At 52.9% G+C, this 23,750-nt stretch carries 22 protein-coding genes; 5 read left to right on the forward strand and 17 right to left on the reverse strand.

What is annotated here, in order from left to right; genetic code table 11:
• Window positions 1-30 precede the first annotated feature (30 nt).
• The 10 genes from Q3F21_RS19410 to Q3F21_RS19455 all read right to left on the reverse strand — a co-directional run bounded on the left by Q3F21_RS19410 (window position 31) and on the right by Q3F21_RS19455 (window position 12,374).
• Window positions 31-1,566, reverse strand: a complete 1,536-nt coding sequence (locus Q3F21_RS19410; RefSeq protein WP_340256773.1) for a YcdB/YcdC domain-containing protein — start codon at window positions 1,564-1,566, stop codon at window positions 31-33.
• Window positions 1,567-1,890: 324 nt separating this feature from the next.
• Window positions 1,891-3,453, reverse strand: a complete 1,563-nt coding sequence (locus tag Q3F21_RS19415) for a gluconokinase (RefSeq protein WP_340256775.1) — start codon at window positions 3,451-3,453, stop codon at window positions 1,891-1,893.
• 49 nt (window positions 3,454-3,502) lie between these two features.
• Complete coding sequence (locus tag Q3F21_RS19420) at window positions 3,503-4,375, reverse strand: MurR/RpiR family transcriptional regulator (protein WP_340256778.1); 873 nt, start codon at window positions 4,373-4,375, stop codon at window positions 3,503-3,505.
• A 107-nt stretch (window positions 4,376-4,482) separates the two neighbouring features.
• Window positions 4,483-5,385, reverse strand: coding sequence for a phosphogluconate dehydrogenase (NAD(+)-dependent, decarboxylating) (gene gnd, locus Q3F21_RS19425; protein ID WP_340256781.1), 903 nt, complete (start codon window positions 5,383-5,385; stop codon window positions 4,483-4,485).
• 48 nt (window positions 5,386-5,433) lie between these two features.
• Window positions 5,434-6,309: a nickel transporter permease gene (gene nikC / locus Q3F21_RS19430; RefSeq protein WP_425341281.1), complete on the reverse strand. Its 876-nt coding sequence runs from the start codon at window positions 6,307-6,309 to the stop codon at window positions 5,434-5,436.
• A 35-nt stretch (window positions 6,310-6,344) separates the two neighbouring features.
• A complete protein-coding gene (locus Q3F21_RS19435; RefSeq protein WP_003390102.1) occupies window positions 6,345-7,349 on the reverse strand; it encodes an ABC transporter permease in 1,005 nt (334 codons plus the stop codon).
• A gap of 71 nt (window positions 7,350-7,420) precedes the next feature.
• A complete protein-coding gene (locus tag Q3F21_RS19440) occupies window positions 7,421-8,389 on the reverse strand; it encodes a dipeptide ABC transporter ATP-binding protein (protein WP_340256786.1) in 969 nt (322 codons plus the stop codon).
• A gap of 2 nt (window positions 8,390-8,391) precedes the next feature.
• A complete protein-coding gene (locus Q3F21_RS19445) occupies window positions 8,392-9,408 on the reverse strand; it encodes an oligopeptide/dipeptide ABC transporter ATP-binding protein (RefSeq protein ID WP_340256788.1) in 1,017 nt (338 codons plus the stop codon).
• Window positions 9,409-9,431: 23 nt separating this feature from the next.
• The gene (locus tag Q3F21_RS19450; RefSeq protein WP_340256791.1) at window positions 9,432-10,613 is read right to left on the reverse strand and encodes an amidohydrolase; all 1,182 of its coding nucleotides are present in this window, start codon (window positions 10,611-10,613) and stop codon (window positions 9,432-9,434) included.
• Window positions 10,614-10,754: 141 nt separating this feature from the next.
• Window positions 10,755-12,374 carry an ABC transporter substrate-binding protein gene (locus tag Q3F21_RS19455; RefSeq protein WP_340256794.1) on the reverse strand — a complete coding sequence of 540 codons (1,620 nt, stop codon included), beginning with the start codon at window positions 12,372-12,374 and terminating at the stop codon, window positions 10,755-10,757.
• Window positions 12,375-13,014: 640 nt separating this feature from the next.
• Here Q3F21_RS19455 and Q3F21_RS19460 point away from each other — a divergent pair.
• Window positions 13,015-14,634, forward strand: a complete 1,620-nt coding sequence (locus Q3F21_RS19460) for a peptide ABC transporter substrate-binding protein (protein WP_340256797.1) — start codon at window positions 13,015-13,017, stop codon at window positions 14,632-14,634.
• 189 nt (window positions 14,635-14,823) lie between these two features.
• Here Q3F21_RS19460 and Q3F21_RS19465 read toward each other — a convergent pair whose 3' ends face one another.
• Window positions 14,824-15,657: a CPBP family intramembrane glutamic endopeptidase gene (locus Q3F21_RS19465; protein WP_340256800.1), complete on the reverse strand. Its 834-nt coding sequence runs from the start codon at window positions 15,655-15,657 to the stop codon at window positions 14,824-14,826.
• 203 nt (window positions 15,658-15,860) lie between these two features.
• Between Q3F21_RS19465 and Q3F21_RS19470 the strand changes: the two genes are divergently transcribed.
• From Q3F21_RS19470 to Q3F21_RS19485, 4 genes are all read left to right on the forward strand, one after another.
• Window positions 15,861-17,024: a sensor histidine kinase gene (locus Q3F21_RS19470; RefSeq protein ID WP_340256803.1), complete on the forward strand. Its 1,164-nt coding sequence runs from the start codon at window positions 15,861-15,863 to the stop codon at window positions 17,022-17,024.
• Window positions 17,025-17,675: a response regulator gene (locus Q3F21_RS19475; protein ID WP_340256806.1), complete on the forward strand. Its 651-nt coding sequence runs from the start codon at window positions 17,025-17,027 to the stop codon at window positions 17,673-17,675.
• 415 nt (window positions 17,676-18,090) lie between these two features.
• Window positions 18,091-18,465 carry a BlaI/MecI/CopY family transcriptional regulator gene (locus tag Q3F21_RS19480; RefSeq protein ID WP_340256809.1) on the forward strand — a complete coding sequence of 125 codons (375 nt, stop codon included), beginning with the start codon at window positions 18,091-18,093 and terminating at the stop codon, window positions 18,463-18,465.
• Window positions 18,466-18,474: 9 nt separating this feature from the next.
• On the forward strand, window positions 18,475-19,965 hold the full coding sequence (locus Q3F21_RS19485; protein WP_340256811.1) for a M56 family metallopeptidase: 1,491 nt from the start codon (window positions 18,475-18,477) through the stop codon (window positions 19,963-19,965).
• Window positions 19,966-20,138: 173 nt separating this feature from the next.
• On the opposite strand, the gene Q3F21_RS19490 is transcribed toward Q3F21_RS19485, so the two are convergent.
• The 6 genes from Q3F21_RS19490 to Q3F21_RS19515 all read right to left on the reverse strand — a co-directional run bounded on the left by Q3F21_RS19490 (window position 20,139) and on the right by Q3F21_RS19515 (window position 23,738).
• On the reverse strand, window positions 20,139-20,816 hold the full coding sequence (locus Q3F21_RS19490) for a FusB/FusC family EF-G-binding protein (protein ID WP_340256813.1): 678 nt from the start codon (window positions 20,814-20,816) through the stop codon (window positions 20,139-20,141).
• A gap of 205 nt (window positions 20,817-21,021) precedes the next feature.
• The gene (locus Q3F21_RS19495; RefSeq protein ID WP_340256815.1) at window positions 21,022-21,288 is read right to left on the reverse strand and encodes a CD3324 family protein; all 267 of its coding nucleotides are present in this window, start codon (window positions 21,286-21,288) and stop codon (window positions 21,022-21,024) included.
• Window positions 21,289-21,624: 336 nt separating this feature from the next.
• Window positions 21,625-21,945, reverse strand: a complete 321-nt coding sequence (locus Q3F21_RS19500) for a hypothetical protein (RefSeq protein ID WP_340256817.1) — start codon at window positions 21,943-21,945, stop codon at window positions 21,625-21,627.
• Between the two features lie 304 nt (window positions 21,946-22,249).
• Entirely contained in the window at window positions 22,250-22,780 is a 531-nt protein-coding gene (hpf, locus tag Q3F21_RS19505; protein WP_340256819.1) for a ribosome hibernation-promoting factor, HPF/YfiA family, read from the reverse strand.
• A gap of 294 nt (window positions 22,781-23,074) precedes the next feature.
• Window positions 23,075-23,341: a hypothetical protein gene (locus tag Q3F21_RS19510; RefSeq protein ID WP_340256821.1), complete on the reverse strand. Its 267-nt coding sequence runs from the start codon at window positions 23,339-23,341 to the stop codon at window positions 23,075-23,077.
• Window positions 23,342-23,606: 265 nt separating this feature from the next.
• Complete coding sequence (locus Q3F21_RS19515; protein WP_340256825.1) at window positions 23,607-23,738, reverse strand: U32 family peptidase C-terminal domain-containing protein; 132 nt, start codon at window positions 23,736-23,738, stop codon at window positions 23,607-23,609.
• Between the last annotated feature and the right edge of the window lie 12 nt (window positions 23,739-23,750).

Raw genomic sequence — 23,750 nt, forward strand, 5'->3', positions numbered from 1 at the left:
GGCGGGTATCTATGCCAAGTCGTCCCGCTTTTAGTTCTTCCACGCTCCCGTAAGCGCGTCAATCTTCCCGCCCTGATCCATGTTCTCTGGCGTGTACACCAGGACAGGCGTCGATTGCGTCTTGCCGTTTGCCTGCGGGTATACGTATTGCAGGATGAACGGTCTATGCTTGACGTATTCGGCCGCAGCCGCATCCGGCGAGACAACCTTGCTGGCGTTGGCAAACGTCTCCGTGCCGTCTGTCGTGTTCAAGCTGAGGCCCGTGATCTCGCCTGTCGCCGCGTTTACGGTGACTCGATAGGCCTGGCTTGGCACCGGTATGCCCTGGTACGAGCGATAGAAGACTACCTCCGCGTCTTCATACGGGTTGATCCGTTGATTCTTTTTCTCCACGTGCAGCCCGGTTACTTCCGTATCCAGGTAAGGCTCCAGAAAAGCCAGCGCCTTTTTCTGGATTTCCTGATCCGACAGCTTTTTTTCTTTCGGCTCCCTGCTTATCTCTGTCGCTTTGACGCCCACGACCCGTCCGGCAATCGCATTCACCCGAAAGTACTTCTTCTGCCCCTGTTTGCTCTCGTATTCGGTTTCACCGGCATTCATCATCTCCGGCGGAACAGAGCTCGGCTGGAATGTGGCTCCGGCAGCATCGATGCCGAACTGGCCCAACGCCTTTGCCGCGTCCTCCGGCGTTTTCACCAGCACTTTTTTGCCCCCTGGCTTGACGGGGATGACCGGCGAGGGCTTCCTTTGCCCGCTCATGGCCGTTTCGACGACTTCGCCCGTTTTGGCGTTCAGGTACAAGTCGTAGCCGGGAAAGTACATTAAATCATACGTCTTTTGCTCCACTCCGCTTCTTCCGCGAGGCATATACATCAGCGTCATGTGTCCGGCCATCGCCTTCTCCGCTTCCTCTTTCGCCATCGCCTCCGCCGGGTTTGCAAATGCGTCCGCAGCCATGTTCAGGGCGGCATTCGGACTTCTGCCGTTCATGTAGCTGACCTTCCCGGAGCCGTTGACACCCACGACGAATCCGTCCTCTGCCACCCGGATGTTGTTTACATACCGATTATAGGCCACATGTGTCACGGTTTGATCCACAGTTGCCTTGTCCAACCGATACTGTTCAAAGGAGCTGCCGAGCATGTCGCGCAAAAACGCCTCCGCTTTTTGTTTGGCCGCGTCCGCGGACGGTGCCGGCCCCTTCTCCGGTGCGGACGGATTTTCATAGGTGAGCGAAAGCAGCACGCCGCTGCTGCGATTGATTTCGACGTCGCAGTACAGGGTGGCTTTCTTGTTTTCCAGCTTGCGGAAAATAATCCGGTGCGTATCCCGGTCTCCAGAAATGACCTCTTTCGTGGCCGAAGCGAGTGCCGGGAATTGTTTGTACAGCTTGTTCAGCGTTTGCTGCGCCGCCTTGCCAAGCTGCGCTTCTGCTGCAGATACAGCGGCTGGACTGGCAGGAGCAGCTTGTGCCTCTCCCATCGCCCAAAGCGGAGCAGTCGACAGAAGGCTTGCGACGCACAGGGTCATAATTTTTTTCTTCGAACCGTTTGCATTAGGTTTCATGGTTTCTCCTCCAATTTTCTCGCTTTGTTTTGTCGATTGCTTTAGTCGTATGAGAAAGACAAATGTTACAAAAAACGATGCTTTTTTGGAAAAATGGCGGCGAAGCTGGGGGTTAAGCGGGGAAATCGCAAGCGAGCGACGGACGAAAAAGCCCGGAAAAGCTTTAAGCGGTTTCCAGGCGAAAGGGCATGCCTACCTATCAAAAAGAAGAAGGCAGTCCGAGCAAGAGACTTTCCTCTCACTTTGACCGCCTTCTTTTGCGGATCAGTCCGCAACCGCAACTGCTTTGATCGGTGAAATCCGTGGGTTCTGCACGGAATACCTCTATTTTTCCACTCTCACAATGTCTTTCTGTGCTTCCCGCCATTTCGACAGCGTATCAAAATGAGGAACGAGTGAACGGTACACGTCAGCAAACAGCGCGTACAGCTCCCGATACGCTTCTGTATGCTTTTCGTTGGGGATGTAGGTGTCCGTAATCCTGACGAGCGAGCGCGTCTCATCCAAAGAAGAGGCAGCCCCGGTCGCCAGCATGGCCAGCATGACAGCCCCGAGACACGCGCTTTCCCGCGAAGCCGGTACGAGAACAGGAACGCCGAATACATCCGCCGTCATCTGCAGCCAGACCGGGGAACGGACAAAGCCGCCCGTTGCCAGGAGACTTTTTGCCGATTGTTCTGTCGGCATCAGCGACTGATAGACGCTGAACGCGCTGAAAATAACTCCCTCCAGCACGGCTCGAATAAAATGCTGGCGCCGGTGATTCAGCCCTGCCCCGAAAAACACGCCCCGGGCCTGCGCGTTCCAGTGCGGCGCACGTTCCCCGGTCAGATACGGGAGAAACAGCAAGCCCTCGGAGCCTGGCTGTATCCGTGCCGCTTCGCGCGTGATGATGTCGTAGACGTTCTCGCCCGTTTTGGCCGCCAGTGCCAGCTCATCCCCGGCAAACTGGTCCTTGAACCATTTGAGCGCGATGCCGCCGTTGTTGATCGGGCCGCCGACTACCCAATAGCCTTCCGTCAGCGTATAGCAAAAGGAACGCATCCGTTCATCAGTCAATGGTTCTTGCCGCACGGTTCGGACGGCTCCGCTCGTTCCGATCGTGATCGCCGCCGACTCCCCCGTGATGGCGCCTACCCCGAGATTCGCCAGGACGCCGTCGCTGGCCCCGATGACGATTGGCGTTTGCGGGGGAATTCCGAGCTCGGCAGCTCTCTTTCTTTCCGTGATCTCCAGGATGTGTGTCGTCGGAACCGGCCGGGAAAGCTGGTCGGGCCGGATGCCTGCGTATTCCAGCGCTTCCCGGTCCCACTCCAGCCCACTGAGGTTGAACAATCCGGTGGTGGAAGCAATCGAGTAGTCGACCGCATACGTTTTGCATAGCTGATACAAGACGTATTCCTTGATGGAAATGACCTTGTGGGCACCTTTCAGCAATTGCGGCCTCATCCTCGACATCCAGCGCAGCTTGGTCAGCGGCGACATGGGATGGATCGGAGTCCCTGTTTTCCGGTACAGCTCAAGACCTGCGCCGCTTTCCAATAGCTCCGTCGCTTCCGCGGCGCTCCGGTTGTCTGCCCAAATGATGCACGGCGTCAGCGGCTGATGCGCTTCATCCACCAAAATCACGCTGTGCATCGCGCTGCTGAAGCCGATTGCAGCCAAATGCCCTGTCTGCACCGCCTCTGCTCGCATCAGCTGCCGGGCAACCATCCATACGGCCCGGGAGATTTCGTCCGGGTCCTGCTCCGCGTAGCCGGGCTGCGGCTGGTGGATGGGATACTCCACCATGCTCTCCGCCAGAATGTCGCCGGACAAATTGCTGAGTACCCCTTTGGTGCTTGTTGTCCCGATATCTAAACCCATGTAGATGGTTTGTTGTCCCATTGACGTACCCTCTCAATCAGAAAATCATATGGGGTGAGGCAAACATCAATCAATACCGCTTTTGGGCAATCAGCTTCCGAACCTTTGCCAGATTGTCGTAGGTTTCTTCTTCCCGCAGCATGGAGACGCCGATAAACAGCGTATCCAGGATGCTGATCTGCGCCAGTCTGCAAGACATCGACTCGGGGCGCAAAAGCGTCTCCCGCGACGACGTATACAGGACGATGTCAGAGATTTTGGTCAACGGCGATTTGGTATAGTCCGTAATGCAAATCGTGGTCACGCCCGCTTCTTTGGCAGCCTGAACCGCATCGATGATGTCCTTGCTGCTTCCGGAATGCGAGATGCCCACCACGACGCTCCCGGGCTTCAGCAGCCCGGCGGATACGATCTGCAGGTGGGAGTCCGTCAAGGCGATGCACGTCAGGCCTGTCCGCACAAATTTGTGATACGCGTCCATGGCAATGGGCCCCGATCCGCCGCAGCCGTAGAATTCGACCCGGTCGGCTTTGGCGATTGCGTTCACCGCTTGCTCCAGCGAGTCTGGGTCTAGTACCTGCAGCGTATCGCTTAACGTCTCGGCGTTTACCGTAAACACTTTCTTGGCGATCGTCGCCATGTTGTCCGAAATCTCGATCTCTTCATGAATCGCCTGCAGTGGCGTCACCAGGTCGGCAGCCAATGAAATCTTCAGCGCCTGGTACCCTTCGTAACCAAGGCGCCTGCAAAACCGAAAAATAGACGCATCCGCACAATTGGCCATCTCGGCAAACTGCGTAATCGAGAGGTGAATGATATCTTTCGGGTGATTCAGTATATAGTTGGCAATATTTAATTCCGTAGCCGTCAAATTGTCGTACATGTAGCGAATGCGAGCCAAGCAGCCCTGGTCCTCTTTCCAGGGGAAATTCGGTTTGTTCATTGGGAAACCTCCTCAAAAACACGCGAGCGAACTATTACCATGATTTTACCAAATTCCGCTCTTGCGCATAGCAACTTCTTCGGAACCTTTTGCCCCCTCCCCGAAGGCTAGTCGGCTTTTTCGACAGCGTGGCCGCCGAACTGGTTTCGCAAAGCGGCGACGACCTTTCCGTGGAATACATCCTCATCCAGCGAGCGGTAGCGCATCAGCAGGGACATGGCAATGACAGGCACGGATATTTTCAAATCCAGAGCGGTTTCTACTGTCCACTGTCCTTCTCCCGATGCGTGCATCACGCCTTTGATCGTGGAAAGCCGCGGGTCTTCCGAAAACGCCTGCTCCAACAGCTCCATCAGCCAGGAGCGAATCACGGAACCACTGTTGAACAACCGCGCCACCTTCTCGTAGTCATAGGAATACGGCCCTTTGTCGAGAATTTCGAAGCCCTCTCCGATCGCCTGCATCATTCCGTATTCGATGCCGTTATGCACCATTTTCAGGAAATGGCCCGAACCGGCAGGGCCTGTGTACAAGTAGCCATGCTCCAGCGAAATATCCCGCAGCAACGGCTCTACTACGGCGTACACGCCCTCTTCTCCTCCGACCATCAGGCATGCGCCATTGCGCGCTCCCTCGGTTCCTCCGCTCGTTCCGATATCCAGGTAATGAACGCCGGATTGCTTCACTCGCTCATATCTTCTGATCGAATCCTTGTAAAACGAGTTTCCGCCGTCAATCAAAATGTCTCCCGGAGACAGGTGCGGCAGAATGGCCTCGATTACCTGATCCACCAGCTCTCCCGCCGGCACCATCATCCAGATGATTCTCGGGGAGACAGACAGACGCTCGGCAAGCTCCTGGTAAGAACCGCAGGTCATTCCTCCGGCCTGTTCAAACTTTTGCAGAGAATACTGGTCAATATCGCATCCAATTACCTGATGCCCTTTTGCGATCATGCTACATCCTAAATTCAGCCCCATTTTGCCTAGACCAACGAGACCAATATTCATAATTCCACCACCATGCAAGAAATTAAAACGCTTGTGTTCGACGAAAGCCTACTGCGCTTTTGGATCAAGCGCATCGCGCAATCCGTCGCCAAACAGGTTGAATCCGATCACGCTCGCCATAATGGCAAAGCCGGGAATCATCACGACCCACGGTGCCGTCGTGATATAATCGCGGGAGTCTGCCAGCATTTTTCCCCACTCCGCTTCCGGAGGCTGCGCGCCTAGTCCGAGGAAGCCCAGCGCGGCCGCTTCCAAAATGGCGGAAGCAACGCCAAGCGTTCCCTGCACGATCAAGGGAGTCCAGCTGTTGGGCAGCACATGACGAAACAGAATACGGACTTGCGACATGCCCTGGGCGCGGGCCGCCATGATGTACTCCTCTTGCTTGATGCCCAGCACCTTTGCCCTCACCAGACGGCCGTACATCGGCACGTTGACGATCGCAATCGCCAAAAGCGCGTTGAACAGTCCCGGCCCGAGGATCGCGACGATCGCGATGGCCAGCAATATGCCGGGAAACGCCAGCATGACGTCAAAGATGCGGGAAATCAGCGTATCGATCCATTTGCCGTAAAACCCGGCGATCAATCCGAGCAGCGTGCCTACCACCAGGGAGCCCAGGACAGAGAAAATGCCGATCGTCATCGAGATGCGGGCTCCGTACAAGATCCTCGAAAACATGTCCCGGCCGGAGTCGTCCGTTCCAAACCAGTGCTCTGCGGACGGAGGCTGCAGCGTATTGGCGAGGTTTTGCTCGATGGGATCATGCGGCGCGAGCAAAGGTGCAAACACCCCCGTGAGGATGAACAGCACGACCAGTGCGCCGCCGATGACTGCCGCTTTTTGCTTGCGCAGCCTCCTTATGCCTTCACTCCATGGTGTTCGTCTCCGTACCTTGCCGGCGGACACTTCTTCTGCCGGCATCGTTGCCAAACCCGACTGCATCAGGGAACACCTCGCTATTTGTATTGAATTCTTGGGTCAAGATAGCTGTACAACAAGTCGACGATCAGATTCACGACAATGAAGATGACAGCAAGCACCAGAATGCCGGACTGGATGACAGCGTAATCGCGGTATCCGATGGCATTGTAGATGTACTGGCCAACCCCCGGCCATCCGAAGATCGTCTCGGTCAACACGGCTCCTCCCAGAAGCCGCCCTACCTCCAGACCGATGATCGTCATCACGGGAGCGAAGGCATTTTTCAAACCGTGCTTGTAGACGACGAAGAATTCGTGCAGGCCCTTTGCCCGCGCGGTGCGGACATAGTCGTGCTTCAGCACCTCCAGCATGCTGGACCGGGTCATCCGGGCGATGTACGCCATCGGGATCGTTCCCAGCGCCATCGCCGGAAGGATCAGGTGGCGAACGGAAGACCAGAACTGTTCGTAATTCCCCGCCAAGAGCGTGTCGATGAGATAAAAATGGGTTATTGTTTCGACAGTCACCCGCGGGTCGTTGCGCCCGAGGACCGGCAGCCATTCCAGCTGCAGCCCGAACAGCCATTGCTCCATCAAGCCGAGCCAAAAGATCGGCATGGACACCCCGACCAACGCCAGCAGCATCGGGATGTAGTCAATCCAGGTGTTCCGCTTCCACGCCGATACAATCCCCACGTTGACGCCGACGATCACGGCAAAGATCATGGCAAACAGCGTCAGCTCCGCGGTAGCGGCCAAATGCGGGAGCAGCTCCTCACTGATCGCCTTTCCGGTCACCAGCGATGTTCCCAGATCTCCCTGCAAAATGTTCAGCAGGTAGTTGCCGTACTGCTGGTACAACGGTAAATCAAGCCCGAGCTCATGGCGCAGCTTCTGGATCGACTCCGCGTCTGCCCGCTCGCCCAGGATGACCTGCGCAGGATCGCCCGGGATCAGGTTGATGATCGCGAAAACGATAATGGATACGCCGAAGAGTACCGGGATTAGTTGAAAGATTCGTCTGGCTGTGTACCTTATCACTGGTTTACACCCCATTGCTTCAAAATCTGTCCACAGCCTTTGCGGCCTGAACGGTATCTGTAACCTCCGCCTTAGTACAAATGACAGGCAACCAGCTGCCCTTCCTGCGCTTCTCTGAATGCCGGACGGGTCGTCCTGCACACATCCATCGCGTGCGGGCACCGGGGATGAAAGGCGCATCCGACAGGCGGATTTACCGGACTTGGAACATCGCCCTGGAGAATGATCCGCTCCCGCTGAAGACCCGGATCGGGAATCGGCACGGCTGCCAGCAGCGCTTGGGTGTATGGGTGAAGCGGGTTTTCGTACAGCTTGTCGCATTCCCCCTGCTCGACGATCCGGCCCAGGTACATGACCCCCACCCGGTTGCAGATGTGGCGGACCACGCTCAAATCATGGGCGATAAACAAATAGGTGAGCTGAAATTGTTTCTGCAAGTCCTGCATCAGGTTGATCACCTGGGACTGGATGCTCACATCCAGCGCGGAAACCGGCTCGTCCGCCACGACGAGCTTGGGCCTGAGCGCAAGCGCCCGGGCGATCCCGATCCGCTGTCTCTGGCCGCCGCTGAATTCATGCGCGTACCGGTCAGCGTGATACCGGTGCAATCCGACTACCTCCAGCAGCTCGCGGACTCGCTGCTGCCGCTCCGCTTTGCTTTTCACCCCGTGAACCAGCAGCGGCTCCTCCAGGATTTGGCCGATCGTCATCCGGGGGTTCAGCGAAGCGAAGGGGTCCTGGAAAATGATCTGCAAGTCTCTGCGCTTTGCCTGCATTTGCTTTTCGCTAAGCGCGGCCAGATTTTCCCCCTGAAACAGCACCTCGCCATCCGTCGGCTCGGTCAGGCGCAGGATCGATCTGCCCGTCGTCGACTTGCCGCAGCCGCTTTCGCCGACAAGTCCAAACGTTTCGCCCTCATAAATCGTGAAACTGACATCGTCTACCGCCTTGACAAAATGCTGCTGGCGACCAAGCAGCGATTTGCTTCCGACCGGGTAGTACGTTTTCAGTCCGTTTACTTCCAGCAACGCTTTTTTCATGGTCACTCTCCCCTCGCTTCCGGGTTCACCAGGTGAGAAGGTTGTTCTTCCGCAAACAGCCAGCATCGTACTTGGTGCGGTTTAGTGCCGCCCACCTGCTGAAGCACCGGCTCCTCCCCGAGACAGATTTCAGAGGCATGCTCGCAGCGCGGCGCGAATTTGCAGCCTTTGGGCATTTCCGCCGGGATGGGCACGTTGCCCTTGATAGAGTCGAGCCTGTCCTTTCGCTCGTGCAGCGTCGGCATCGACCGCAGCAGCCCCTGCGTGTAGGGGTGCTTCGGTTCGGAGAACAGCGTGTGAACATCCGCTTCCTCCACGACCTTGCCGGCGTACATGACGACTACCCGGTGGCACATTTCCGCCACCACGCCAAGGTCATGGGTAATCAGCATGATGGCCGTTCCCGACTCCCTGGAGATACGCTTCATCAAATCGAGGATTTGCGCCTGAATGGTCACGTCCAGCGCGGTCGTCGGCTCGTCGGCGATCAGCACCTTGGGATTGCATGCCATCGCCATCGCGATCATGACGCGCTGGCGCATGCCCCCCGACAGCTGGTGCGGGTATTCGTCGACCACTTGCTCTGCCCTCGGCAGGCCTACCTGCTTCAGCAGCTGGATGGCCCGCTCCTTGGCCTCTTTCTTTTTCAGCCCCATATGCAGCTGAATAGTCTCGCACATTTGCTCGCCGATGCGGAAAACCGGGTTCAGACTGGTCATCGGCTCCTGGAAAATCATCGCGATCTGATTGCCGCGAATTGCGCGCATCTCTTTTGCCGAGAGCTTGAGCAGGTCTCTGTTTTCAAACAGGATTTCCCCGCCGACCACCTTGCCGGGAGGGGTGGGAACAAGCCCCATGATCGACAGCGATGTGACGCTTTTTCCACAACCGGACTCTCCGACGACACCGAGAATTTCCCCTTCGTCCAGCGTGAGATCTACATGGTCAACGGATTTGACAACCAGGTCGTCAGTGAAAAAATAGGTTTGCAAACCACGCACAGATAGTAGTGGAGCCATCGTTTTATCCCTTTCTGTCCAAGCTATTTGAGGAGTGAGAGTGCAACGTTTGTAAATGCCTTTACGCCGATGACAAGCGAGTCCTCGTCAATCGTAAAGCGGGGGTGGTGGTGTGGATGAACAATTCCTTTTGACACGTTGCCCGCTCCGACCCAGAAATACGTGCCGGGGGCCTTCGTCAGGAAAGAAGAAAAGTCTTCTCCGCCCATCGTAGGAATCAGCGGCTGAATCTTATCCTCGCCGAATACATCTACCAGAGTTGCTTTCACTTTTGCGGTCAGCTCATTGTCGTTAATGACCGGAGCGTTTCCGTACGTGTAATGGAACTCGTACGACGCTCCATGAGCCTCGGTGACGCCTTTAATGACACGTTCCATCAAAGCGGGAATCGTCTTGCGCACCTCGGGATTGTACAAGCGGACCGTTCCGCCCAGGTGGACAGCGCCGGGGATGACGTTGTTGGCCGTTCCCCCTGCCACCTTGGTCACAGAGAGGACCAGCGGCTCGATCGGGTCCGTATTGCGCGAGACGACGTACTGCAGATTCGTTACGACCTGCGCGGCCACAGCCAGACTGTCAACCGTGTCATGCGGCTGCGCCGCGTGCCCGCCCTTGCCCAAAACCGTAATTTCAAACGTATCGGAAGCCGCATGGGAAGGACCCGCGCTGACAGCTACATACCCCACCTCCAGCGGAGAGTGCAGGTGAAGGCCGATCACCATATCCACGCCGTCCATCACGCCCGCCTCGACCATTTGCTCCGCTCCGCCGGGGAACTGCTCTTCGGCGTGCTGGAACAAAAAGCGGATTTCCCCTTTTACCTGTTCGCGCATGCCGCCCAGAATCTTTGCTGTCGCGAGCAAGATCGCCGTGTGTCCGTCATGTCCGCAGGCGTGCATGACGCCTGGATTCCTCGAAACAAACGGAAAATCATTTTCCTCCGGAATCGGCAACGCGTCGATGTCGGCCCGAATCGCCAGCGTTTTTCCCGGCCCGCTGCCGATCAGCCGGGCCATTACGCTCGTCGGGGTCGGCCGCGACAGCTCGAGTCCCTCGAACGTTTGCAGCGTTTCGTATATATAACGGGAGGTGTTCACTTCCTCAAACGAAAGCTCCGGATTTTCGTGAAGGAAACGCCTCCATTGAATGACTTGTTCCTTGATTTGCTCAGCCATGGTTTCCAGATGATCGCGTGTGGTACTCATTGGGCACCGTCTCCTCCTCGCGCTGCGTCATTGTTTCCCCGTAAGGTGACCGCACCTGCACGCGTTGCGGCGATTCGCAAGGCATGCAGGTGCAGTTTTCTATTTGCTCTCACGTTTTTTGCAAAGCCGTGCAGGCTTTCTCTAGTTGGTCAGATCTACATCCGTAAACTGCGGACCGTAGGTAACCTGCGGAATGTAGTTGGCTACCCTCGCATTGGCCGCCCGCACCGGAGTCGAGTGCACCAGCGGGTTGATCGGCGCGTCTTGATAGATGATTTCCTGCGCTTTCTTGTACATGTCCGCACGTTTTTCCTGATCCGGCTCCTGGAGCGCTTCATCCAGCAGCTTGTCCACTTCCGGATTTTTATACATGGAGATATTGTTCGTCGGCAGGCTGTCCGTGGAACGGTGATGCGTGTACATCATCGTCGTCGGGTCCCAGGTGGCGGAGGACCAGCCCAAGAGAGCCATCGGCGCTTCGCCGTCCTGAACCTTGTCCAGATACGTCGCCCATTCAAACGAAACGATTTTGGCGTCGACGCCGATTTGCTTCATGCTCGCCTGCAGGGCCGTCGCGATTTTTTCCGGCTGCGGCATATACGGACGGGCGACAGGCATAGCCCACAGTTCGGTTTTAAAGCCGTTTGGATAACCCGCTTCGGCCAGCAGCTGTTTTGCTTTCTCGATGTCAACCGGATAGGTTTTCAATTCCTTGTTGAAGCCCCAGCTCCCCGAAGGAAGAATCGTCACGGCCGGCTCCGCCTGCCCGTAGTAGAAGGCGTCAATCAACGCTTGCTTGTCGATCGTCATGCTGATCGCCTGACGAACGCGCGGGTCGTCAAACGGTTTTTGCTTCGTATTGAAAGACAGATAGCCGACGTTGTTGCTCTGGCTGGTGTACGTTTTCAGATTGGGCTGCTTCTCCAGAGAGCTGACATCGGAAGGATTGACCCCTTCCATCAGATCGATTTGCCCGGACTTCAACGCGTTCAAGCGAGCCGAGTTGTCTTTGATGACCTGGAAGATCAGCTGGTCTACTTTCGGATAGCCCTGAACGCGGTAGTCCGGGTTTTTCTTGAGAACGACCTTGTCGTTCGGAGTCCAGCTGACAAATTGAAAGGCCCCGGTTCCGATCAACTGGTCTTTAAACTGACCATTGCTCTTTTTCATGCTCTCCGGCGAGACGATGCTGTACTGCGGTTCTGTCAGCATCGCGACAAACGGGGCAAACGGGTGTTTCAGCTTGACCCGCACCGTATGGTCATCCACCTTCTCGACGCCTTCGATCACGCTGGATTCATCGCCTTTGAACCCGCCCATATCCGTTTTGAAGATCGAGAACGCTCCCTGATGGTACGGATGGTTTGGATCCCACCAGCGTTCGAAGTTGTACACGACCGCGTCCGCGTTGAACGGAGTACCGTCGTGGAACTTCACATTTTCCTCCAGCTTGAAGGTCACCGACAGCTTGTCGGGCGAAATCTCCCAGCTCTTGGCCAGCAGAGGAGACAGATCGGAAGTCCCTTTTTTGTATGTAACCAGGGTTTCCACGACCTCTTCTGTCACGCGATTCGATTCGTCTTCCGTGGATTGCGCCGGGTCCAGGGTAACTGTGTCCCCTCCGCGTCCCACTACAAGAATTTTTTCACCGCCGGACTGCTGCGACGGCTTGTCTGTCTGGTTGGAACCGGACGAGCATCCTGTAAGCGCTAACAGTGCAGCCAATAAAACAACAGACGTCTTGATGGCAAGCTTCTTCATGACAATTCCCCCTTTTTTTCTCCTGAAGTCGGTACCGAGTATCCTCCAAGTTGTTACTCCTGATGAAAGCTGCAAGCCTGAGTCAAACCACTCTTTCTTTTGTCAGCTCCCCCTCGCTGTGAGATTTTGCGAAAGTCGAAAAATAGCAAATCTTATTAATTTGTCGAATTAACTTTAAGATGGATTATAGTAAATTTTTTTACATTTGAAAATAGTATAAAGAAAATTTTTTTACAAACGAAAGCATCGATTTCGTCGGAAAGGCATTTTTACGCCCTTTCGTTATTCGCTAAGGCCAGTCAAAAGAGAAAAAGCCGCCTGCGTTCAGGCGACTTTTCTCCTGTATAGCCAGCACAGTTGGAACTGCGGCTGTTCGCACCAGCATCTGTGAAAAAAATTTTCTTTCCCTGTATTTTCGGCAGCTTTACTTCCCCGAGGCAAAGCCTCCTCTGCCATGCAGTTTGCCATGCAGTTTTTCGTTAACGGGCAAATTGTATGAATTTACTGACTTTTTACGATGTTAATTTCCCTTATATTTATACATTGTGGTGAATGACATCCGCATTTATCCACCTTATCCTTTTAGCAATAGCCAAGACAAATTTGGATACATTTCCAATAATACCAAGGGAGGAAAAGCATGAAAAAATGGTTTTCAGCCTTATCCGCCGCGGCTTTGCTCTTTAGTCTTGTAACGGGGTGCAGCAAGAATTCGTCAGAGAACGCTCAGCCTGCTGCCGAAACGTCCTCCACGGAACCGATGGTGCTGCATTGGAGCATCGCCGGGGAGCCGCCGACGATGGACCCGGGCATCGCGACAGACGCTTCTTCCATGGATATGATTAATCTTGCCTTTGAAGGCTTAACCGCTGTGAATCGGCAGGGGCAACTGATCAACGCAGTTGCCGAGAGCTTTACCAACACCCCCGACTATACCCGGTTTCGCTTTACCCTCCGCAAGGATGCCAAGTGGAGCAACGGCGATCCCGTTACCGCCCACGATTTTGAATACGCCATCAAGCGGAATCTCGACCCCAAAACCGCCTCGGCTTACGCCTACCAGCTCTTCTACATCAAAGGTGGCGAGGAATACTTCAACGGGACAGCGAAGCCGCAGGATGTAGGCGTCCAGGCGACAGACGACTACACCATCGAATTCGCCTTGCGCTCCCCGACGCCATTTTTCCGCGAGCTTACCTCCTTCACCACCTACTATCCGCTCCACAAGGAAACGGTAGAAAACAATCCGAAATGGGCTACGGAAGCGGCCACCATCGTCGGGAACGGCCCGTTCGTGATCGATGCCTGGGAGCATAAGGCCAAGATGGCATTCAGCAAAAGCCCCACCTATTGGGACAAGGCCAATGTCAAGCTGGACCATATCGAGATCGTCATGATCGAGGACAACAACACGGCCCTTTCCATGTTTGAAAACGGCGATCTCGATTGGGGAGGCTACCCGTCCTTTGGCTTGTCGCCGGATGCGGTTGGACAACTCAAGGAAGAAGGCAGACTTCTCGTCGCCGACAATCCCGGCACCAAGGCCGTCATCTTCAATACGCAAAGGCCGCCGTTCACCAACAAAAAGATTCGCCAGGCATTCGCCTATTCCATCGACCGACAGGAGCTGATCGACAACATCCTGCAGACCGGAGTCCCTCCCGCATACGGCTGGGTGCCTGTATCCATGGGGCTGAATCCGGACGGCTATTTCAAAGAAGATACAGAAAAGGCGAAGCAGCTGCTGGCCGAAGGGATGCAGGAGCTGGGACTGAAGGAGTTCCCGAAGGTCACCTACTACTATGACGCCGGCGAAACGGACAAAAAGCTGGCCCAAGCCCTGCAGGACGGGTGGAAGCGGACGCTGGGACTCGACATCGAGATTCGTACCGCGGAGTGGAAGGTGTTTAATTCCGACGTACAAAATGGCAAGTACGATTTCGGCATCTGGCTGTGGGGGGCGGATTTCAACGACCCGATCAACTTCCTGGAAATGTACAAGGACAAAGCCGGGGGCAACAACGTAGTGCGCTTTGACAACAAGGAGTATCGCGATCTGCTGAACAAAAGCTACTACGAAACAGCCCCGGAAAAGCGCAAAAAGCTGATGTTTGAAGCGGAAAAGATTTTGATGGAAGAAATGCCGCTGGCACCGCTCCACTTCCGCGGAAACGCCTATGTGAAGAACGACAAGGTGAAAGACTTCGTCATCCTGCCGCTGGGCAGTTCCTACTTCAAGTACGCGTATATCGAAAAATAGCGGAAGCGGGGACGCCCGGTTCAGAACATGCATCCAGCCCGCACGATGATGTGTGGGCTGAGCGGTTTTTCGGCCAATCGCCGTTCGGTTAGGGCCATAGCGAAGTCTGTTACCTCCGCTCCGTTCTGTTGTATTCACAGCGAAGCCTGTTACCCCTTCTCCGTTCTGCTGCGTTCACAGCACTGCCCGTTACCCCTTCTCCACTGTAGGGAGCATGCCGGGCTTCTTCCGGAGTTGTTTGTAAAACCAGCACATGCAAACCGCCCCCAAAAAAAGCCCCAGGACGCCCTCCGCGTTGATCAGCAGCAAATTCCCCTCCATGATCCCCTGCTGATTTTTGTAAATGTCACCGAGTACCGTTGTATTGACTACATTCCATATCGCGTGAAAAAACAAGACCGGCAGCAGATTGCCTGACAAGTAGTAGCAGTAGGAAAACGGGAAGCTCAGCGTAAAGGCGACACAGGCTTGGATTGCGCAGAGTAAAAGCGGGTGGCCGATCCCCGTCGTTTTCGCCAGGAAATACACCGCGGGAGCGTGGTACAAGGCCCAGACGATTCCTACGATAACGGTTGCCCGTACTTTTCCGTACCGCATGGTCAGCCTGGGAAGCAAGTAGCCTCTCCATCCGTACTCTTCGCCGAATACGGCAAACAGGCTCGCAACCAAGGACCCGAATATTGTAACGATGCCTTGCAGATCAGGCAGTTTCTGTATGTTTACCGCTGCCACATTGGCTGCGCGGGACACAAGTGCGCAGAGCAGCACAAACAAAATGGGGTACAGGCTGCCAAACAAAAGCGACCTTGCATTTACTCTTTTTGCAAACAGCTCAGGACGGGTATGCTGAATCTTATGAAAGACGGCGGCGGCAATCGCCGGGATGAACATAAGAATGGTAAAGGACTTCAGCCCGACCGCCGGATTGATAAACAGGATCGCGGTGACAAGCCAGGTGGCCGGAAGTACCGTACAGATGTAAAAGAGAGCGGGATTTTTTTGAAAAGGTTCTTTTGGAAACATGGGCGTTCGCTCCGATCTTGCTGTCCTTCATTCCCCTCCCATTGTACGGCCATGCGGATTGTGCCAAAAGAAACTTACGTCACCCATTGTCGGTGACGTAAGTAAGTTCTTTCGCTATGACTTTCGTAATCTATCCCCCTCCCCGGCTGGCATCGTATACAATAGTGTTTGTAGTGACGCTTACCAGTTTGGATGTGACAGCTGTGAAAAACAAGCATACGACCCTCATGATTATGGTCTTGCGCATTGCCCTCGTTCTCCTTATCGAGGCAGACATTCTCGCAAGACCGAACCTTTCGCCTATGATGAAAACACTGTTTGCCATCGGGATTCCGCTTATCCAGGCAAATGATTATATACGGCACGCCTATCGTCTGCTGAGCACAAATCGCAAGCTTTACTATTTATCCATGTCCGTAAGTATCGTCGGCATCGGGCTGTACATGTTCCAATTCAACAGCTCCGCCACCAGTGTTTATTATGTATTTCCCGCAATCGAGCTGTTCCTTGGCACCGGCGCTTTTCCCGCCAGCATGCTCGTTTTGCATGCGCTGGTGTACGTCTGCGCAGCCCTTGCGCTCAAAGCGGGTTTGAAAGAAGCGCTGTTCCCCTACCTCGGCATGCTTCTGGTGGTTTATTTGATCCGGCAGATCAACCTGGAGAAAGAAAAAGGGGAAGCGGCAAACGCTCAATTGCTCAAAGCCAACGCCCAGCTCCTGACGTATTCCGAGGATTTGAAAGAGATCGCCGTTGTAAAAGAGAGGACAAGGATTGCGCAGGAGCTGCACGATTCAATCGGCCACGGGCTTGTGGCGCTCAAAATGCATCTGGAGTTTGCCGCAACTATCCTCGATTCCGATCCCCGGCAGTCAAAGGAAGTGCTGGACAAGGCGCTCGGCATCTCGAAAGCGTCCATGAAAGATCTGCGCAAGGCAGTTCATCTGCTGAAGGAAGACGCCGGGAAAAGCAGCATGCAGCTGCAAGAGTCACTGGAGGAAATTGCGCGGAGCATGCACATGTCCGGGAGATTGACATGCGAGCTTGTTTTCGACGAAGCCGTGGAGCACGCCATCCCGGATATTAAAAACTGCATTTACAAAACAGTGCGGGAAGCTGTTACCAACGGCGTGAAGCACGGCAATCCCGGCACCTTTCAGATCGAAGTGGTCAAGCTAGGCAATCTCATACACGTCGCGGTAAAAGACGACGGCAGAGGCTGCAGCGAGATTTCCAAATCCCACGGCCTGCGCGGTATCGAGGAGAGAATCCGGTTGCTTGAAGGCTCTGTCCGCTTTTGCTCGGAAAAAGACCGCGGCTTTGCGGTAATCGCCGAAATCCCCTATGTCACAGCTATGGAGAGAGTCTAGATGACAGATATCATGATTGTCGATGATCAGAGAATTGTTCGAGACGGCTTGAAAATGATCGTCAGTCTGTACGAGGAGATTAACATCGTCGGAGAGGCAGCCAACGGGGAAGAGCTGCTCGCCCTGCTCAAAAACAAGCTTCCCGACGTCATTCTCATGGACATCAGGATGCCCGTCATGAACGGCATCGACGCGACCAAGGCAGTAAAGGAAACATACCCGCAAGTAAAGATCATTATCCTCACCACCTTTGACGAAGAGGAGTACATTTTCAGCTGCCTGAAAAACGGAGCGGACGGGTATATACTCAAGGATTCTCCTTCGCAGGAAATCATCAAGTCGATCCGGGCGGCATGCGACGGGAATCTGCTGCTGAATCCGCAGGTTGCGTCCAAGGTCGTCGGTGCCCTTCGCAAGGTCGACGAGAAGCCCGCTGCTGCACACTCTGTGAAAGAGGACTTATCCGCGGTTTTGACTCCGAGGGAACTGGAGGTGGCCGAGCAGATCATGCAGGGCAAAAGCAACAAGGCGATCAGCGAGGCGCTATTCCTGAGCGAGGGCACCGTAAAAAACTATGTGTCTCATATACTCGGCAAGCTTCACCTGAACAGCCGCACGGAGCTGGTGCTGTATTTGACGAACGAGAAATAACCGAAAGCAACACTCGTCCGTTGCCCCCATACGGCAACGAGTCTGAAGAAAAAACCACCTTGAGCAGGTGGTTTTTCTCATGTACAGGCGAACATTCAGGCGATTTCGGCTGTGATCGTGGTAACCTGACCTGATAATCGATTGCCAAGTACGGCGGAGACGATTTGTTTCAATCCTCCGCCTCCAGCCGCTGCACTCTGTGAATCAGGAACGCATAGCAGACCACGCAGTAGCTGATCAGCATGCGCCTTTTGACAAACTTCTGGTAGGGGCAGGACCAGCGTAGCTGACACCACCCGCAAACGTATGATTGGCCGCTTGACATTTTACTACACTACGTAGTAAATTGTAATCACTACAAAACGTAGTAATTATGTCATTATGGACGCATAATGATAAGTCGAGGTGTACACCTGTGAAAAATGTCCAAAAGTTGTCTGACACTGAAATGGAACTCATGGAGGTGATTTGGGAATGTGACCCGCCTGTCACATCGACCGAATTACTGCGTATTTTCGCTCAACGTGGTAAAGAGTGGAAGGCGCAAACCATTTCCACCTTCCTATCGAGGCTGGTGGACAAAGGGGCGCTAGAAGCCACAAGGCATGGCCGAACGAACAAGTATGTTCCCCTCATATCTCCGAAAGATTACAAGCTGGCGGAGACGCAACATGTACTGGACGGATTATACCAAGGATCGGTCAAAAACTTAATCGCTGCTTTGTATGACGGCGACAAGCTTTCGGACGAAGACATTGCAGAGCTGAAGCAATGGTTTTCGGGAAAGTAGGTGCAGTCTATGAGTAAACTTCTGGAACTGCTCGTTTCCCTTTCCGCTGCGGGAAGTACCGTTGTGATCTGCATTCTCCTGTTGCGGCTCATTTCACCAGGCGCCTTCCCTCCGAAATGGCGATATGCGATTGGAAAAATGGCAATTGGGTTTTATCTTCTGCCCATAGCCCTTGTTTTGCAATGGCTTTTCCCACTCTTTGTTCCGAAGCAAACGACAACCGTTCCCATATCCGGACTACCTTCGAGTGTACAACTAACACAGTCCGATCTAACCATTGCGGCCATTCCGGAACTGAATCTTTCTGCTGATGTAGCCCTCGTCTTTCTGAGTATTTGGGGAACAGGAGCTTTCGCTTTTGCCATATGGCAGATATATTGTTATCGCAGGTTTATAAAGAAATTACAGCAAACGCGTTCGCCCGTGCCGGAGAACAGCGAAGCAGCCAAACAGCTAGCCTTGATAAAGGAAGCTTTCGGCATGCAAAGCAACGTCCAGCTTGCGTATAGCTCAGCGATCCGGAGTCCTATTCTTGTCGGGCTATGGCAACCGGCCATTTATCTCCCTATGGAGAATGCAGCAAATGTGGACATGGGCATGGTGATTCGCCATGAGTTGATTCACCTGAAACGAAAAGACTTATGGGTCAAGGCGATTGCCTTGGCAGCCAGTGCCCTGCACTGGTTTAATCCCTTCGTTCACGTTCTCCGGAAGGACATTCATACGTGGAGTGAGCTGTCCTGTGACGAAGAAGTCGTGAAAGAAATGTCCTATGCTGAGCGAAAGCGGTACGGTGAAACGATCCTGAACGTGATGACAGGTTCAAGGAGTATTCCTACTCGATTTTGCGCTTCCTTATCCAGTGACGGAAAACAATTGAAAAGGAGATTAACGATCATGCTTACTGTGAAAAAACTGAAAAAACATACGATTATGATGAGTGCAGCGGCAGTCATTGCTGTTGGAGCAATCGGTACATCGACTGCCGCCTGGGCAGCTGCGATAACACCCAAGGTCAATGCTGATACCAATCAAACCATTGAAGGTGCAGGCGATTCTATACTATATGAAGGCGTACAATTCTTGAAATACAGTGCTCTTACGCCTGATGAGCAAAAATTCGTAACCGAAAAAGGGTTAGGGGGCATATATGCCCTTAAAGGTTATGAGCACCCGGTACCTATCGACGAACTCACACCCGATGAACAGAGACAGGTCACGATAGAGGATGGGTATTATTCACCTGCGAGCATCGCGAGAGTAAAAGAATCTTATGAGAAGCACCCTCCTGGAGCATCCGTTACAATTACACATCAAGAAGATCCGTCGATTCCTCCCGGAACTTCAATGACAATAAGGAGTTTAACCCCCGAAGAAAGTGCTGTATTGAAGAAAATGGAAGAGAAAGCAAGATCAGCAGGGGGATCAAGGAAACTGGCTCCTGAAGAAATAGCTGAGTTAAAAGCTTTGTCTCCGGGCTCCGGAAATACTCAAAAGTAAAAAATGGCATTGAGTAAATATGATGTTGCGACAAAAGCACTGCCTTCGGGCAGTGCTTTTTGGGGTTATGCGGGTGGTGTCGGCTACGCTGGTACTACCCCTCGCAGCCGATCGTCCCGCGGGCACGCCGATCCATTGAAAACAGCACGAGCAAAACGATAATCACAAGTGGGCTATGTTCCATGTTTTGTGATCGCTCGGCCCGTAACATCATGGATAAACCGCTCTAACACCGCCACATCCGTAATCCTTTTGTTGCACGCAGCGCTGTCTGTGCAAATATAGTTGCCAATCGCTTTGTAATAATCAGGCGATGCATGGGCAATTCTCGTTTTGGTGACAGCGGAAAACAAAGCGACTTCCCCGTGCCCATGGCATAAGGAGCACGTATTTTTCCGGTTGGCAATCGTAAATTTGCCTTCGATTCCAACGATTTCTTCCCCCGCAGGGTACACGATGAACAACTTGCTTGTGGCGATATCCATCCAGCCGAGGTACGTGACGGATTGATAATCCAGCGTCAGCAGATCGGGAACCTTCAGCTTTTTATTTTTGGGAAACAGCTTCTTGATCTGTTTTTCGGTCACTTGCGGAAATGGAACGACATACGGCAATAGCGAGCTTAGATACTGCTTGAAATCCTCCGCCTCTTTGAGCAAGGCGATTTTCTTCAGCAATTGCTTCTGGCTTTCTGTACCATGCGGAAACGCGTTCAATACCTTTGATTCGGCGCTGTACCTCACGGCTTCCAACACTTTCGGATCGGAGACGGATACGGTTGCCTTTTGCACGATATCCGCCTGATTTTTTATAAAGTTATAGTGATGGTTTCGAATAAACGGTTCAACCATACCGTTCCCTCCTCCTATTCAACCTGTCTTGCTTTCGCGGAAGCATTGTTTTTTCGCTTCCCCCTTCACTATAAAAAATGGGCTACTTGCAAGAAATGCCGGATTTGATTTAGAAACGAACTCGCCATAAACAGAAAACGTCCCCTTACGATAAAAAAACGCCGGCAATCGATTCCCACGATTACCAGCGCTTCCGTCGTCTTTCCTATTTGTTTGTATACACAATTTTTTTGATCGTCTCTACAGCAAGAAAGTGATCGTCAGCCAATTGATCGATCGTTCTTCCGTTTTGAAACGCTTTTTTTATTTCGCTGTTTCTCTCCTGGATGGCCTTTCTTCCGCCAGAACGCGATCCCCATTTTTCATAGGTGGTTTTCGGTTTTGGAATATAGATGGTTTCACCCTGAATATACTTTTGAATTTCGATGATCAGCTTTTCCGGCAAAATCGATGTCGCTTTTACATATTTCATTTCTGCCCGCCCCTTATTCATGTTGAATATGAAAATAAGGTGCAAAGCCAAATGATCAGAAATGATCTATGCTTGTTTGGGCGATAAGAGATTCATGTCCGCCCCATGCAAAGTATCGCCTCCAATACTTGGCTTTGCATGAGTGGCTGCCGTGTCTGGCAATTTACTCTTTATTGCCATTGCTGTTCACCTCCCCGGACATTGACTGCCCTTGAATCGATGGACTGTACCATTCAATCATATACACGTACCGATGGACTATTCAAGAGAAGGCAAGCAAAAACGCCCTGGCGCACAGCTGTATCGCACGCGCGGGCGGTGTTTTGACGGTATGGATTATTTGTACAAAACCACGTTTACACTATTGATTTGCGATAGCAACAGCTCCTCGTTTTTTTGTCTGCCAGGTAGGCAGCCTCCTTTTGTCCCGCCTGCGGGTTTTCTTTTTTCGCCTGGTTGAGCATATCCTGATAGACCTTGTTTCCCAGCGCAGTCAAGCTTAAAGTAGCTGCGCTGCTTATCTATGAAGGTCTGCTCGCCAATCGCGGCGATTCCCTTGGCGATGGACGGATACCGGTCGGGCTGGACGGCTTCTTTGTTCATCGCCTCGTCAATTTCCGCTTCGGAGACAGCATAGCCCTTCTCTTCTGAAAGCATGTTGTGAGAAATGTTACAATCTCACTCGGGAAAACCGCACTGTCACAATTCATTCACCTCGTTATCAGGGATTGGACACAATAGTGGAATAAACCAGCGCCAAAAGCCCGGGGCGGTATGCCTCGGGCTTGGAACATCGCTATGGTAAGGGGTGATCGTTCCTCTTTTCGGTTTACCGGGCTTGCGAATTCCTGGTGAACTTCCCAAATTTACCCGCTGAGTTTTCCCGTCAGCAGGAAATCAAGTACCCATTGGCCCGCCGACAATGCTGTAGACGCCAGGGCCCCTTTTCGTCCCTATTTATTTACACGGAAGGTTCGATCAAGCCAAATCCGCCGTCATTTCGCTTGTAGACAACGCTCACCTGATTGGTTTCCGCGTTGGAGAAAACGAAGAAATTGTGTCCGAGCAGATCCATTTGCAGGATTGCCTCTTCCACGCCCATCGGTTTGTACTCAAACCGCTTGATTCTGACGATCCGCTCCTCTGCTTCCGCTGGTTCCTCTGCGAATGCCTCGGGCGGAGAGGTCAGCAATTGCCTGTTGCGGTTTTCCATTCGATTTTTATATTTGCGAATCTGCCTGTTCAGCTTGTCAATAACCAGATCGACCGATGCGTACATATCCTCGGTGGATTCTTCGGCGCGAAAGATAGCGCCCGAGGTCGGAATCGTCATTTCCGCCGTGTGGCGTTTCTTCGTTACGCGCAGGGTTACCCGGCATTCGTCGGAAGAGGTCAGCAGATCGAATTTTTCCAGGCGGCTTACCTTGTTTTCCACATACTCGCTTAAAGCTGGCGTAACAACCATATGGTCACCGTGAATATTGCATCTCATGAGCGAAAACCCCTTTCGCGGCTTCTGGGAGCTTTGTTTGTCCTCCCTGCTTCTAATTATGGGCGATAAAAAAAAGAGCGGTGTGAGGTAAATCACACTTCGCTCTCGAAAAGCGGCAAATCCCGCTCGGCAGTTGCAATATTTAAAACATTTGCCACAAATAGCTGTGGCCGCGAATAAGAGGCTCCGCCTCAGTTCACCTCCCCAATCAAACGTATATCGCGTGAATGGCTCCGATAAGCCACCTCCGAGGATATCTTGGCTATCCTTAAGTTGGTTCCATCATAAAGAACTTCACGTTATCAAAAGAAACATTCCGATTACTAAGAATGCGATTACAGAAATGCTTCCTAATGGATTGAGTACTTTTTGGGCAAACCAAGTTTTTTCAAATCGAGGCATTGTACAGATGATCAGCAAAATCAGTGTTGGTACACCAGTTGCAAATACCCCTGTCCATTCTGACAACAGTTTTGAGATCCAGCCAACCAAAAATAGCAGTATTAATTTATCTAGCGGGTGAAAAAATCCCTTACAAATAAAATCAAAGAACTTTTTCAAAATAACCACTCCTTGAATATCACATTTACCATCATTTTAGAAAAGGGCAGCAAAGAAATAAATTTATGCCCGCCTTTACGCTGCTTACAATTATTCCAAACGCATTTACCCCTTCGTTTGCTCATGGAGTGAGTACTCATAGATCATGACAGCTAGGAAGTTTTTCATACTCTTAAAAAATAAAACAACCCCTGTGTCATGTCCAGGTGTTGTTTCTCAGTAGCTAACCTATCATAGCAATTATTTTATTATATTCGTGGAACCGTCAAACTGCTCCTTTTTCCTTTCGCATCAGGTCGTACGGCTTTACCGGCTTTACCGGCTTCACCACTCTCACCAAAACCTTTTGCATCGGGTGCGGGGCTTCGCCCAGACTGTTCCCCTCTTCATCCCACATCTCCTCGATCCG

The organism is Brevibacillus borstelensis (assembly GCF_037834415.1).
In the GTDB taxonomy this organism is placed as follows: Bacteria; Bacillota; Bacilli; order Brevibacillales; family Brevibacillaceae; genus Brevibacillus; species Brevibacillus borstelensis_A.